Here is an 11,867-nt window from a genome sequence, read left to right as displayed (position 1 = left end):
GAGGGCGAACGGTGACTGTGCCGGATCGTCAGCAGCGGTTCAGGCCGTTGTGGAACGCGGCCGCACCGTCCACGTAGGGGGCGAACGTCCAGGCGGTGGTCGGGGCGTTGAAGTAGTCGGTGTACCCGTAGGCGCCGTAGTTGACCTGGCTGGTCTTGTACCAGACGTCGCCGTCGTTGCCGACCTGCTGGCCGACGACCCAGCAGATGGCCACGATGCTGTCGTGGTTGGAGGCGTACAGGTCGTAGTCGTACTTGGAGGAGCCCGAGTTGGCCTGCGAGTACACACCGACCCCGTGGCTGGTGCTGACCGAGATCGGAATGTACGTGCTGGCCGACGCGCTTCCCGCGGCAAGGCCGACGGTGGAGGCGGCCAGGGTCAGTCCGGCGATGGTGGTGCCGAGGATCTTCCGCATGGTTGGTCCCGTTCCTGGAGATGGTGTGTACATGCCATGTGCTGGCCGGTGGCCGCACCGCTTCCGGCGAAGCGGATCGGCCGCTGTCGGCCTTCGCCAGCATGGCCGCAGACAGGTCACCGGGGCCACGATCTCGGACAGGCCCGGACGACCCCGGACGATGCCGGATCGTCCATGCATCGATGCGCTAACTGATGAAGGGGCGCAGCCGGTGCAGCCGGGTGTGGTAGTCGGGATGCATGTCGAACAGTCCGGCCAGCCCTCCGTGCTGTGCCTTCGGCGGGGCCTGGGGCGAGGCCCACTGCCCGGTCGGGAGCGATCCCCAGGCCGCTGGAGCCGCCGCGCCTCCGGATGCCGCCGCGGCCTCGCGTTGAGCCAGGACCTCGACCAGTTGCGGTGCGAACCCGAGTGACGCTGCATAGGCGTCCGCGCTGAGTTCGGCCCTGCGGCTCAGCATCGCGAGCAGCAGCGGGGCGGCTGCCAGGGGGATGACGAACCACCAGGCCCGCGCCAGCACGGTCAGTGCGATGGAGCCGAGGACCAGGGCCAGGCAGCCGCCGCAGGCCACGTTGCCGCCGCGGAACAGGCGTGACAGCCCTGCCCGGGTCAGGCCCCAGGCCGTACGGGCGGGCAGGGCGTACCAGTGCGCCAGCATGCGGGTCCAGGTGTGCCCGCTGACGTGGTGTCCGAGTTCGTGCGACAGCACCGCGGCCAGTTGGCTGTTCGGCAGCTGCTGCATGGCCTGAGTGGTCACCCCGACGATGTGGCCCGCGGCAGCGTTCGCATTGAGCTCGTCGCGCTCCTGGATCCACAGTTCGTAGTGGCCACCGCGGACACCGCCGCGGCGGGTTACTTCGGTCCACACCGGCTCCAGCCGCGCGGCTTCGTCGCTTGTCGGGCGACGCATGCGCAGGGCGTAGCGCGCGATGGCGTCCTCGGCGGGGCGGTGGAAGACCATGAGCCCGGAGAGCAGCCAGGCGATACCGACCACGAGTGCGAAGCCGGCACTGAACATGGAGCAGATGCCGACAATCAGCACGAAGCTCACCAGGCCCATGGGAACCGCTGCCATGAGCTGTCCGACGGCAGCCCGATCGGCGCCTCGCTGATGGGCCTTCAGTAGTATCCGGCCCTGCTGGAAGTGCATGTCGTCAAGAGCGGATCTCGGCGGCCCGATCGGCAGCTGCGGTGCCGGCCCGGGGGCCGGCTCCTGAACCGGCGGTCCCGGCGGCTGGGGCGGCGGACCCTGCTGATACCAGGGCGTCGCTGATCCGCCAGGATCAGTGCCGGCCCCGGTCGGACAGGTCGGGGTCCGGACGGGGTGGACGGCCTCCTGGACCGGGTGAGCAGACTCCTGATGCTGGTAGACGGGTACATCCCCGCCCGGGTAGGCGGGTACGTCCTCACCGGGGTACACGGGTAGGTCCTCGCCCGGGTAGGCGGGTGGCTCCTTGCCCGGGTAGGGCGGCGGTGCCTCATCGGGCCACGGACTCGGCTCAGAGGGAACTCCCGGCTCCCCTGACGGGGACGGAAGTGGCGGTGGGGCGGACAGGTTGGACATGAGACCTTGATTCCCTTCGGGACGATCCACATCAGGACTGGGGGCGGTACCCGAACGTCGGCTCAGAGTCCGCAGGAGCCGCCGACGCGGGCCCTGCCTCGTCGGCCGGGGTGGCCGGGGTGGCCGTACCGGCTCCCTCCACCGCGTCTCGAACCGGTTCCCCCGGCCCCGCGGTCGGTGCCAGCCGTTCGTCGAGGATGTCGCGGATGGCCTTGGCCGCAAGCCGCCGCGGCTCGTCCAGCTGATGTTCCTCCAGGCCGCCGGGGCCTCCCTTGAGCGCCTGGAGGGCGAGGTCGAGCTTGTTCTGAATGGTCCGCAGATGATCGGCGCGGAGGTTCTCCATCACCAGCCGGGCGTCCTCGGGATGCTGGGAGAGATGGAAAGCCATCGCGGCCGGTCCCTGGCGTTCCAGGTAGTAGGTGTAGAAGGCGATCTTCTTCGCCTCGATCTCCTGGAGTTCGAGCCCCTTTCTGCCGCGATCCACTTCAAGCACATGCCCGAGCTGCTGCTGCTGCCAGGCGAGGTCGTGCTCCTGCCGTCCTGCCGCGAGTGCGCGCGCTGCGGCAAGCCCGTCGGCGAGGAGGTCGAGCTGGTGCTGGGGCTCCAGCCTCCGCCGCTCGTAGTCGATGGCACGCAGCTGCTGCTCGTGAGCGATGGCTGCCTCGTCGCGGCGGATCTGCAGGGCACAGGAGACAGCCAGCCCCTGAGCGGCCGTCAGTCGGCCGATGTCCAGCATGCGCTGCTGGGCCTCGCGCTCCGCGATCCCGCTCTCCTCGATTCCGAACCGGCGCAGCAGCGGACGGATGAGAGCGTCCACGTTCCGCTGGACCAGCACGGGAACATCCCGTTCGCCGCTGGCGACGAACGCCGCCGGGTCCCGCACCTGCCACGTCCAGTCCAGGGTCACTTCGAACAGGAAGGCGTCGTTGGTGCTGGGCAGTGCGTAGGAGGACGAGCCGGTGTGCAGGCCCATGTCCACCTCGTACACGGTGGTCCACCGGCGGGAGGCGACGTCGGTGCGGTTGGGGCGGTGGGGCGGCAGGTAGGCGTCGAAGCCGCCCGTGGGCCTGGTGAAGACCAACGCGTAGTCGATGCGGGCGCTGCGCAGCGGCCTGAGGCGCGACAGTTCCTGGATCGTCACCACCGGGTCGACGATCTGTGAGTCGCGGTTGGCGTCCTGTTGCCACTGGGGTGGGCGGCTGACCATGGGTTTTCTCTCTGTCCGTTCCTGGTCGGATGTGGTTGTCGGGTATGCGGTCACACGGGCGCGAGCGCTCAGCCGAGGATCACGGCGTGCAGTCGGGCGGCGACGGCCGGCCGCTCCTGCTCACCGGATTCCGCGCGGACGTTCTCCAACAGGTACGCCAGGCGCTTTCGGTCCTCGGAGGTCACGGCCACCGCCGAGAGCAGTTCGGCCAAGGCCGTCTCGGCCTCACCGTCGTCATCGGCGCGCCGCACCCAGCCGCGGACCACTGCCAGCGCGGACGAGGTCGACCCGGGGTCGTTGAGGGCCGCGTGCCACAGCGCGGCCTGGGCCTGACGCAGCAGCGCGCCGTCGGTACCGGGCGTCGCGTCGGCCCGTGCGAAGAGGTCGATGAGCAGCGGACGTCCGGCACCCTCGGCCTCGTCGGTGGGACCCCCGGCATGGATGACCGTGTGCAGCACGAATTCCCTGGTGGAGTGGGACCGCAGCAACGGGACCAGGCGGTCCCAGAGATGGGCCGCGCGACGGTGCTCCTCGCCCGCCGGCTCCTCCGCCTGGGCAAGCAGCAACGATGCCGCAGCCTGGGCCAGTTCATCCGGTTCGTCGGCGAACGCCCGGGACGGTCCGCCGCGAGCGCCGACTGCTCGCGCCGCCTCGGTGAGCGCGTCGAGTGCCTCCGCGGCGAAGGTGTCACCGACCGATGCGTAGGTGCGGACCGCGGTCCAGCGCAGCCGGTGGTCGGAGTCGGTGATCCAGGAGCGAAGGATCCGCGGAACATGGAGGGCGCCCAGATGGTGGGCCAGGGCCAGCGCGTTGGCGGCGACCAGCCTGCTGCGGTAGCGGACGGCTCCGGCCCACGGCCGGACCAGCAGGGCCATCGCGGAGGGCAGATCGGCCGCCAGCAGGACGGCCGCCGTGGAGGCGGCGCGGGTGTGGACGATCGGCCGTGGGTCGTTCGCGAGGCGCCGCAGCCAGGCGAGCAGGGCGGTGCGCGAGGACGGTTGGCCGAGCCATGCCTCGCGCAGCAGGGCGATGGCGGTGAACGGTGAGCTGAATCTCAACTTCGTCTGCGGCACCGGACCCCAGTCCGTCACCTCGGTCTCCTGGTACTGCTGGGCGCCGGCGAAGGCGATGCGCTTGGCGCTGGATGCGCCGAAGACCGGGATCCGGGCCGGCTCCTCCGGATCCTCGACGCGCTGCAGCAGTTGGTGCAGGACATCGCCGAACTCGGCGATGAGCGGGAAGGGGGACTCGTCGAAGGCTGCGAGGGAGAGCAGGAACGCCTTCTCGTGCAGACCTGCTTCGCTGTCGTCGAACCACTCGCGCACCTGACGCTCCGCGGAGTAGTGCCCGAAGTCCGCCAGTGCGGACAGCGGGAGTTCACCGCGTGCGTACGCCCCGACGCACTGGGCGAAGCGTGCGAGCTCCTGGACCGGGCGATCGTGCTCGACCACCTCCTGCACCTGGTCGAGCGCGAGCAGGTCCTCGACCGGGTGCCCGGCGAGGTCCTCCCGGCCGAGATGGGCGCGCAGCAGCGAGATGGCGAGCGGTGCTCGCCACAGCGTGTGCGGCACGCCGTCAGGGATGCCCAGGTGCCGGCCGGTGACGATGACCAGGAAGCCGCCGTTGGCCCGCAGTCTCTCGGCCGCCGCTCGGACATGGGGCTCGCGCAGGGCACGCTCGGTGCGGCTGTCGAAGCCGTCGAGGAGGTAGCCGCAGGCAGAGTCCAGCACCCCGGGGAGTCGCCCCGGCGCCAGTGCCGGGTCCAAGGCGCGGTACGAGGTCGCGCCGACCGTCCGCAGCAGCATCAGCGCGGCACTGCGCCGACCGGTTGCCGCGGAGCCCGAGAGCACGGCCACCCGGTGCTCACGCAACTGCTCAAGAGCCGCGCCGAAGGGATCGGCCGCGGTGTCGGTCCAGACCCCCTCCGCCTGGGGCTCGGGGTACGCGAACCGCTTGGAGAGGGCCTCGACCTCCGCTGCGGGGATCTCCCCCGAAGCGCCTTCGGGTTCACCCTGACCCAGGTGGTATTCGACCTTCGTACCGCCGAGGATCACATCGCCGGTGACCTCGCCTCCGCTCACCCCGTGCTGGTCACCGCCCACGAGTGAGCCGCCGAGGCGTGCCGATGCGCCGAGGATGATGGTGGGGCTGTGCTGGTAGAGCTCCCGGCGGGAGTCCCAGGCATGGCGTGGCACCCCGTCGTCCTGGTCGTCCGGATCCGCTTCCGCGCCGGCAGCAGGCTGCTCGCCCGGCTCGGCGTCGACGTCCGGTTGCGGCTTCCCGTCCGGGGGCGATCCGCCGTTGCCGGGCTTGGCGCCGACCGGCGACTCCGCCCCGACCGCGTCGGCGGCGGCGCCGTCCGCGGGACCCGCCGCGGCGGGCTGCTGCACTGCGTCATCCGTCATGCCCGTCACTCGTCCACTGCGGAGGAGCCGCCGAGGACGACGTTGCCGCTGACCCGGCCGCCGCTGACGCCGTGCTGGTCGCCGCCCACGACCGAGCCGTGGACGACGGGTGCTCCGGCGAAGTGGAACACCGGCCCGGAGGCCTGCTGGTCCCTGTCGTCCGCGCTCCCGGCCCCGCTGCTCCCGGCCTCGATGCTCCTCGTCCCGGTCTCCTGGATCGAGTTGTCGACTGCGGTATCGCTCTCGGCCTGCCGCCCCGCTGCCGTGCCATGGAACCAGGCGGGCAGGACCACGTCCTTCGTCCGGACGTCAACCCGCCGGAACTGCCCGGGACGGATGCCGTGATGGCCGTGCCGTACGACTCCCTGGTACACCGGCTCGCTCACGCACAGTACGCAGTCCTGCCCGGAACGCTCGGCGAGAGCGGCACGCAGGTCGGCGGAGTCGAGCAGCCGGAACGCCTGGTTCAGGTCGTGGCCGACGAGTCCCCCTGTCGTGCCCGGGTGCGGGTCCTCGGCCACCTCGCCGGCGGCCAGCACCATGCGCAGGCGGATCTGCGCGCCAGTGGCCGCCAACCGGTTGTGGTTGTGCAGCAGTTCCGGAGTGGTTGTCAGGAGCGCCCGCAGCAGAGCGGTCTTGGCGACATCCGCGCTGATCAGGACGACCATCCCGTCGCCGCGGTCCTCCCGGTACTGCTTCGTGCGCTCCACGCCCGCCGCCGCGAGGGTCTCGTCGACCACGGAGTTCAGAGTGCGCCGGAGCACGGTCTGCACGACATCGTCGCGCGGGGTGAATCGCTCGATGTCCAGCAGCAGCATGGTCCGGTTGACTGGTTCGATCATGGGATCACTCCGTAGCGACTCGCGCATCCGACGGACCGGATTGGTGGGTGGAAGGCTCTCACCCACGGCGTGTTGACGACGAGTGAGGATTGCACAGAGTGAATGTGACCATGTGCACACAGCGGCATGGCGCAGACGGGACGCCGGACGGGATGGGGCAGACGGGATGGCGCAGACGGGACGCCGGACGGCTCTCGGGGCTCAGGACGCGTCCTCGTGCGCCATCCTCCGCAGTACCTCTGGCCGGAGTACGACCAGGCCGCGCCGTCCGGTGAGTACGACGCCGCGGTCGCGCAGAGTCTTGAGCAGCCTGGCGACTGCCTCCCGGGAGGCGCCCACGGAGCCGGCCAGTTCCTGCTGGGTGAGCCCGGTGGTGAGACGCAGCCCCTCGGCCGTCACCACGCCGTGGGTCCGACTCAGCTCAAGGAGCAGCGATGCCAGGCGCTCCTGCACACTCAGTGCAGCGAACTCCATCCGCCGCCGGTCGCTGTCGCGGATGCGGTCGGTCGTCAACGCGAGCAACCGCATGGCGATCGCCGGTCGCTCGTGCAGCACTGCCAGGAACCGCGCGGGGTCGATGGCCACGGCCTCCACCTGGCCGAGCGCCGTTACGGTCGCGGACCTCGACCGACCGCTCAGCGCCGCGCTCTCGCCCACGATGTCGCCAGGTCCGCGCAGGGCGAGCAGTGCCTCGTATCCGTTGGCTGCCGCCGCGGTCACCTTGGTCCAGCCGGTCAGCATGATCAGCACGTGTGCTGACGGCTCGTGCTCCCGGAGAAGTACCTCGCGCACCGCGTATCGCATCTGCGAGCCGAGCTCCAGAAGGGACTTTCGGTCCTCGAACTCCAAACGGGAGAGAAACGGGACCTGATCCTCGAAACCTGTTCTTCGCACCCCGACCCCCAGTGGCCACCCGCGCCCGACACCGAATCCACGAGCCCTGCTCGGCCACCCATCTGGCTGCAGGCACGACCGGAATGGGGACCATGGCATCACCACGATTGAGGAGAAAGCAAGTTGATGAACCATCCCCCCGACGGGCGGATTGTGGAACAACGACTACGAACCTGATCAATTCGCGCCGTCGCTTTGCCGGATTCCCCGATGTACTGCGGGTTTAGACGCGCGTTCGATACATACGAAGACAACAGAAATCACACAGCAACCGGATGCAGCCCCGGGCTCAGCTGTACGGCAGCAGCCCGGAGGTGTCGAGGTCGAAGCCGAACGGCTCCGGGATCCGGATCCCCTCGCCGAACTCGACGTCCTCCCGGCGGTGGTACCTGGTGCCGTCCGGCCTGCTGAAGAGCGTCACGGTCTTCTGCCGGGCATCGATCAGCAGATACAGCGGGATGCCCATCAACGGGTAGTCCCGCACCTTGCCCACCCAGTCGTTCTCCGGGTTGGACGGCGACACCATGTCCGCGAGTTCAGCGGCCGGCCGGGGTGGGCGGCCGATGCCTGCCGTGAAGACGGTCATCTTCATGGGCACGCGCTCCAGCGCTGCCATGGCTTCGACCTCGGCCAGGAAGCAGGGCCGCACGGGCTGGACCCCCAACTCCTCCTGCAGTTCGCGGGCGAGCGCCTGCGCGGAGGTCTCTCCTGCCTCGGGCTTCCCGCCAGGCAGGTAGAAGACATGAGGGGCCGCCTGCTTACTCACGACCAGGAGACGTTGCGCTCGGACAACCGCGGCCGCGACGACGATCAGCGGGCCCGCCCCGCCGGTGGTCGAGGCGGCGGCTGCTCCGTCATGGTGTGCCATACCTCCTGATCGTTCCAGCTCCGGCCCGTAGCGGAAAGGTGGCACCCTGGGTACGCCGGATGACTGCCCCTCTGCGATCGGAGATCCCGCGGCATGACTTCTCAACTCCACGCGCTCTGCATTGATGCGAACGAGCCGCTCCGTCTCGCGCGCTTCTGGTCCGGCGTCCTGGGTTGGGAGTTGGAGGACGACTCCGACGAGGGCACCACGCTACTGCCGAGCGACGACACCGGCTTCCGGATTCGCTTCCTTCCGACTCAGGAGCCCAAGACGGGCCGGAACCGGATGCACTTCGACCTGACCAGCACGTCCCTCGACGACCAGCAGCGGACAGTCTCGACGTCGCTCGGACTCGGCGCCCAGCACATCGACGTCGGCCAACGCCCCGAGGACGGCCATGTGGTGCTCGCCGACCCGGAGGGCAATGAGTTCTGCGTCATCGAGCCGGACAACAAGTTCCTCGCCGACTGCGGATTCATCGGGGCGCTTGCCTGCGACGGCTCCCAGGAGGTCGGGTACTTCTGGAGCCGGGCGCTGGACTGGCCGTTGGTCTGGGACCAGGACCAGGAGACCGCGATCCGCTCACCGCACGGCGGTCCGAAGATCACCTGGGGCGGCCCGCCGCTGATGCCCAGGACCGGGAGGAGCCGGCTGCGCTTCGATCTCGCCCTACCTGCCCGTGCGGATCAGCGGGCGGAGGTCGACCGCCTCGTCTCCCTCGGTGCGACTCGGATCGGCACCGACCGCAGCGAGGCCGACGGGGTGCTACTGGCCGATCCCGACGGCCATGAGTTCCGTGTACTGGCCCCCGCCAGCGCGATCGAATCACACTGGTGCTGACGAAGACGGAGGCGCTGCTCACTCTCGAGCAGGCAGTCCGGCAGCAGACTGCAGTCAAGCTGGCCCGGCCGGCCTCGACCTGGAACGTACATGCGGGGAAGAGTAAGCATGTATATATTTTTTCTAGTCACTTTGATATAGTTGGGCTGCTGTCTCCATCCACCGCAGGGGAGCCGTCATGTCCAAAATACTGATGGAACTCGACGACGAGATGCTTGCCGAAGCGGCGGCGCGGTTCGGGACCACCACGAAGGTCGCCACTGTCCGTGCCGCTCTCCGTGAGGCGGTGAAATACCAGCGTCGACAGGAGTTCTTCGACGCGATGGATCGCGGGGAGTTCGACTTCTCCGACATCATCGCCGCCAGCGGACCGCGCGACGAACAAGGCAACCTCATCAAGGGCGCTCCGGGCAAGGAGACCGTTGGCTGATGCCGCAGCCGTTCCTGATCGACAAGTCCGCCCTTGCGCGCCGAGCGCAGCCACGGGTCTCCGATGTCGTGGACCCTCTGCACCGTCGCGCCCTGCTGGCGATCTGCGCACCGACCGAGTTCGAGATGCTCTACAGCGCCCGCGACAAGGCCGAGGCCGCCCGCCTGCGGCGCTTCCTCAACGCCTTCGACTACCTCTCCTGCGATGCCGACCAGTGGCAACGGGCCCTGGAGGTCCAGCAGATGGCGATCGACGCCGGGTACCACCGGGCGCTTTCGATGGCTGACCTACTCATCGCCGCAACCGCAGAGAGACACCGGTCAGTCGTTCTGCACTACGACGGTGACTTCGAGATGATCGCCCGGCTCACTGGCCAGCCGCATCAGTGGGTCGTCCCACCCGGCACCGCCGACCAGTAGAGCACCCGGTACGCCCGGCGCCTGGCCGCCGAAATGCACCCAGAGGCCCCGCGCAGCCCCAGCCCCAGCGTGCAATCTGTAGCGAGTCACCTGGCTGTTCGGGCCCGCCTGGCGGGCTGCGGCCGGGGCTTCGGCGGTGAATGGGCCGGCGCCGCGAGCGTCGGCGGCCTTGCCCCTGCGCAGGCGGACCGCCGCGATCACGGGGCGGGCCAGTGGTGTCGAGAGGGCGGCCACGATCGGGTGCAGGTGCGCTGTCCATTGAGTCGGCCGTGCTCGGCACCCCGCCTGGTGCGGCCGTAGACCCGATTCGCCTGCAGTCGCGCGCGGTACCGGCTCCGACGTGTTATCTGTGGCAGGTCACGTGACTGCTGTCCCGGTGGCCTGCGGAGCCTGTGCCGTCGGGTCGGGGGCGATCCGTCCCGTCCGGCCTGACCTGGAGGAACGACATGCCCGAGGTGTTCATCGGAGGACGCTGGACGTCGGCCGTCCAGGGGCGCGGCCGGGAGATCCGGTGCCCGGCGGACGGCAGTCTGGTCGCCCGGGTGGACGAATGCGGGCCGGAGGACGCGGCCGCCGCTGTGGCCGCCGCGCGGGAGGCGTTCGACCGGGGGCCGTGGCCGCGCACCTCCGCCGCGGAGCGCAGCGCGCTGCTGCTGCGGGTCGCCGAGCTGCTGGTGCGGGACAAGGACGCGTTCGCCCGCGCGGAGTCGCTCGACACCGGGAAGCGCCTGGTGGAGTCCGAGTACGACATGGACGACATCGCCAACTGCTTCCGCTACTTCGGCAACCTGGTCGGCGCCGGCGGCCAGGACCGGGTGGTCGACACCGGAATCCCGTCCGTGGACAGCCGGATCGTCCATGAGCCGGTCGGCGTCTGCGCGCTGATCACCCCGTGGAACTATCCGCTGCTGCAGACCGCCTGGAAGGTCGCCCCGGCGCTCGGCACCGGCAACACCTTCGTCCTCAAGCCCAGCGAGCTGACGCCGCACACCGCGATCATGCTGATGCGGCTGCTCCAGGAGGCCGGGCTGCCGGACGGCGCGGCCAACCTGGTGCTGGGCACCGGCGCGGAGGCCGGGGCGCCGCTGACCGAGGACCCCCGGGTCGACCTGGTGTCCTTCACCGGGGGCCTGGCCACCGGGCGCCGCATCATGGCGGCGGCCGCGCCCACGGTGAAGAAGGTGGCCCTGGAACTCGGCGGGAAGAACCCCAACATCGTCTTCGCCGACGCGGACTTCGACACCGCCGTCGACTACGCGCTGATGGCGGTGTTCCTGCACTCCGGGCAGGTCTGCTCGGCCGGGGCCCGGCTGCTGGTCGAGGACTCGCTGCACGACCGCTTCGTGGACGAGGTGGTCGCGCGGGCCCGGCGGGTGCGGATGGGCGGGCCGTTCGACCCGGAGGCCCGTACCGGCCCGCTGATCTCGGCCGCGCACCGGGAGAAGGTCGAGGCGTACGTCGCCGCCGGCCTCGCCGAGGGGGCGGTGCTGCGGCTCGGCGGCGAGCGCCCGGACGACCCGGCCCTCGCCGACGGCTTCTTCTACCCGCCGACCATCCTGGACGAGTGCACCCCGGACATGTCGGTGGTGCAGGACGAGTCCTTCGGGCCGGTGCTGACGGTGGAACGGTTCCGCGACGAGGCCGAGGCGCTGGCGCTGGCCAACGACACCGTCTACGGCCTGGCCGGCGCGGTGTGGACGAGCGACCAGGCCCGGGCCCGGCGGGTCGCCGACGCACTGCGGGTCGGCACGGTGTGGATCAACGACTTCCACCCCTATGTGCCGCAGGCCGAGTGGGGCGGCATGAAGCAGTCCGGCACCGGCCGCGAGCTGGGCCCGGCGGGCCTCGCCGAGTACACCGAGGCCAAGCACGTCTGGCGGAACACCGCCGCCGAGCCGCAGCGCTGGTTCGACTGACCGATCCCGAGGCCCCGCCCACCCCCGACCCGCGAGCCGCCCCGACCCGCGAGCCGTCCTGACCCCCGAT

The 11,867-nt window shown here is 70.2% G+C and carries 11 protein-coding genes; 4 read left to right on the top strand and 7 right to left on the bottom strand.

Features of this window, described 5'->3' with window-relative positions; all coding sequences use genetic code 11:
• Positions 1–28 precede the first annotated feature (28 nt).
• From ABUW04_RS30775 to ABUW04_RS30745, 7 genes are all read right to left on the bottom strand, one after another.
• Entirely contained in the window at positions 29–415 is a 387-nt protein-coding gene (locus ABUW04_RS30775; RefSeq protein ID WP_051725489.1) for a hypothetical protein, read from the bottom strand.
• Between the two features lie 187 nt (positions 416–602).
• Positions 603–1,487 carry a M48 family metalloprotease gene (locus ABUW04_RS30770; protein ID WP_380567758.1) on the bottom strand — a complete coding sequence of 295 codons (885 nt, stop codon included), beginning with the start codon at positions 1,485–1,487 and terminating at the stop codon, positions 603–605.
• Between the two features lie 520 nt (positions 1,488–2,007).
• Positions 2,008–3,183, bottom strand: coding sequence for a PE-PGRS family protein (locus tag ABUW04_RS30765; RefSeq protein ID WP_380567756.1), 1,176 nt, complete (start codon positions 3,181–3,183; stop codon positions 2,008–2,010).
• 68 nt (positions 3,184–3,251) lie between these two features.
• Complete coding sequence (locus tag ABUW04_RS30760; protein ID WP_380567755.1) at positions 3,252–5,588, bottom strand: hypothetical protein; 2,337 nt, start codon at positions 5,586–5,588, stop codon at positions 3,252–3,254.
• A 5-nt stretch (positions 5,589–5,593) separates the two neighbouring features.
• Positions 5,594–6,430: a hypothetical protein gene (locus ABUW04_RS30755; RefSeq protein ID WP_380567753.1), complete on the bottom strand. Its 837-nt coding sequence runs from the start codon at positions 6,428–6,430 to the stop codon at positions 5,594–5,596.
• Positions 6,431–6,631: 201 nt separating this feature from the next.
• Positions 6,632–7,234 (bottom strand): Crp/Fnr family transcriptional regulator, encoded by a 603-nt coding sequence (locus tag ABUW04_RS30750; protein WP_332262549.1) that lies wholly within the window; start codon positions 7,232–7,234, stop codon positions 6,632–6,634.
• Positions 7,235–7,613: 379 nt separating this feature from the next.
• Positions 7,614–8,192 (bottom strand): NUDIX domain-containing protein, encoded by a 579-nt coding sequence (locus ABUW04_RS30745; RefSeq protein WP_380567752.1) that lies wholly within the window; start codon positions 8,190–8,192, stop codon positions 7,614–7,616.
• Positions 8,193–8,285: 93 nt separating this feature from the next.
• On the opposite strand from ABUW04_RS30745, the gene ABUW04_RS30740 reads away from it, so the two are divergent.
• The 4 genes from ABUW04_RS30740 (at position 8,286) to ABUW04_RS30725 (ending at position 11,797) form a co-directional block, all read left to right on the top strand.
• Positions 8,286–9,032 (top strand): VOC family protein, encoded by a 747-nt coding sequence (locus ABUW04_RS30740; RefSeq protein WP_380567749.1) that lies wholly within the window; start codon positions 8,286–8,288, stop codon positions 9,030–9,032.
• Between the two features lie 178 nt (positions 9,033–9,210).
• On the top strand, positions 9,211–9,462 hold the full coding sequence (locus ABUW04_RS30735; protein ID WP_380567748.1) for a type II toxin-antitoxin system VapB family antitoxin: 252 nt from the start codon (positions 9,211–9,213) through the stop codon (positions 9,460–9,462).
• A complete protein-coding gene (locus ABUW04_RS30730; RefSeq protein WP_030256096.1) occupies positions 9,462–9,881 on the top strand; it encodes a PIN domain nuclease in 420 nt (139 codons plus the stop codon). The genes ABUW04_RS30735 and ABUW04_RS30730 overlap by 1 nt, the downstream gene beginning before the upstream one ends.
• Before the next feature lie 446 nt (positions 9,882–10,327).
• Positions 10,328–11,797 carry an aldehyde dehydrogenase family protein gene (locus ABUW04_RS30725; RefSeq protein ID WP_380567746.1) on the top strand — a complete coding sequence of 490 codons (1,470 nt, stop codon included), beginning with the start codon at positions 10,328–10,330 and terminating at the stop codon, positions 11,795–11,797.
• The last annotated feature ends 70 nt before the right edge of the window (positions 11,798–11,867 follow it).

This window comes from Streptacidiphilus jeojiensis (assembly GCF_042510965.1).
In the GTDB taxonomy this organism is placed as follows: domain Bacteria; phylum Actinomycetota; class Actinomycetes; order Streptomycetales; family Streptomycetaceae; genus Streptacidiphilus; species Streptacidiphilus jeojiensis.
This window is presented reverse-complemented; position numbering and strand designations above follow the sequence as displayed.

What these genes read in the sequence shown, in the direction of transcription:
- ABUW04_RS30775 (WP_051725489.1), bottom strand. Translation starts at nt 415, where the DNA reads ATGCGGAAGATCCTCGGCACCACCATCGCCGGACTGACCCTGGCCGCC.
- ABUW04_RS30770 (WP_380567758.1), bottom strand. Translation starts at nt 1,487, where the DNA reads ATGGCAGCGGTTCCCATGGGCCTGGTGAGCTTCGTGCTGATTGTCGGC.
- ABUW04_RS30765 (WP_380567756.1), bottom strand. Translation starts at nt 3,183, where the DNA reads ATGGTCAGCCGCCCACCCCAGTGGCAACAGGACGCCAACCGCGACTCA.
- ABUW04_RS30760 (WP_380567755.1), bottom strand. Translation starts at nt 5,588, where the DNA reads ATGACGGATGACGCAGTGCAGCAGCCCGCCGCGGCGGGTCCCGCGGAC.
- ABUW04_RS30755 (WP_380567753.1), bottom strand. Translation starts at nt 6,430, where the DNA reads ATGATCGAACCAGTCAACCGGACCATGCTGCTGCTGGACATCGAGCGA.
- ABUW04_RS30750 (WP_332262549.1), bottom strand. Translation starts at nt 7,234, where the DNA reads ATGCGATACGCGGTGCGCGAGGTACTTCTCCGGGAGCACGAGCCGTCA.
- ABUW04_RS30745 (WP_380567752.1), bottom strand. Translation starts at nt 8,192, where the DNA reads ATGGCACACCATGACGGAGCAGCCGCCGCCTCGACCACCGGCGGGGCG.
- ABUW04_RS30740 (WP_380567749.1), top strand. Translation starts at nt 8,286, where the DNA reads ATGACTTCTCAACTCCACGCGCTCTGCATTGATGCGAACGAGCCGCTC.
- ABUW04_RS30735 (WP_380567748.1), top strand. Translation starts at nt 9,211, where the DNA reads ATGTCCAAAATACTGATGGAACTCGACGACGAGATGCTTGCCGAAGCG.
- ABUW04_RS30730 (WP_030256096.1), top strand. Translation starts at nt 9,462, where the DNA reads ATGCCGCAGCCGTTCCTGATCGACAAGTCCGCCCTTGCGCGCCGAGCG.
- ABUW04_RS30725 (WP_380567746.1), top strand. Translation starts at nt 10,328, where the DNA reads ATGCCCGAGGTGTTCATCGGAGGACGCTGGACGTCGGCCGTCCAGGGG.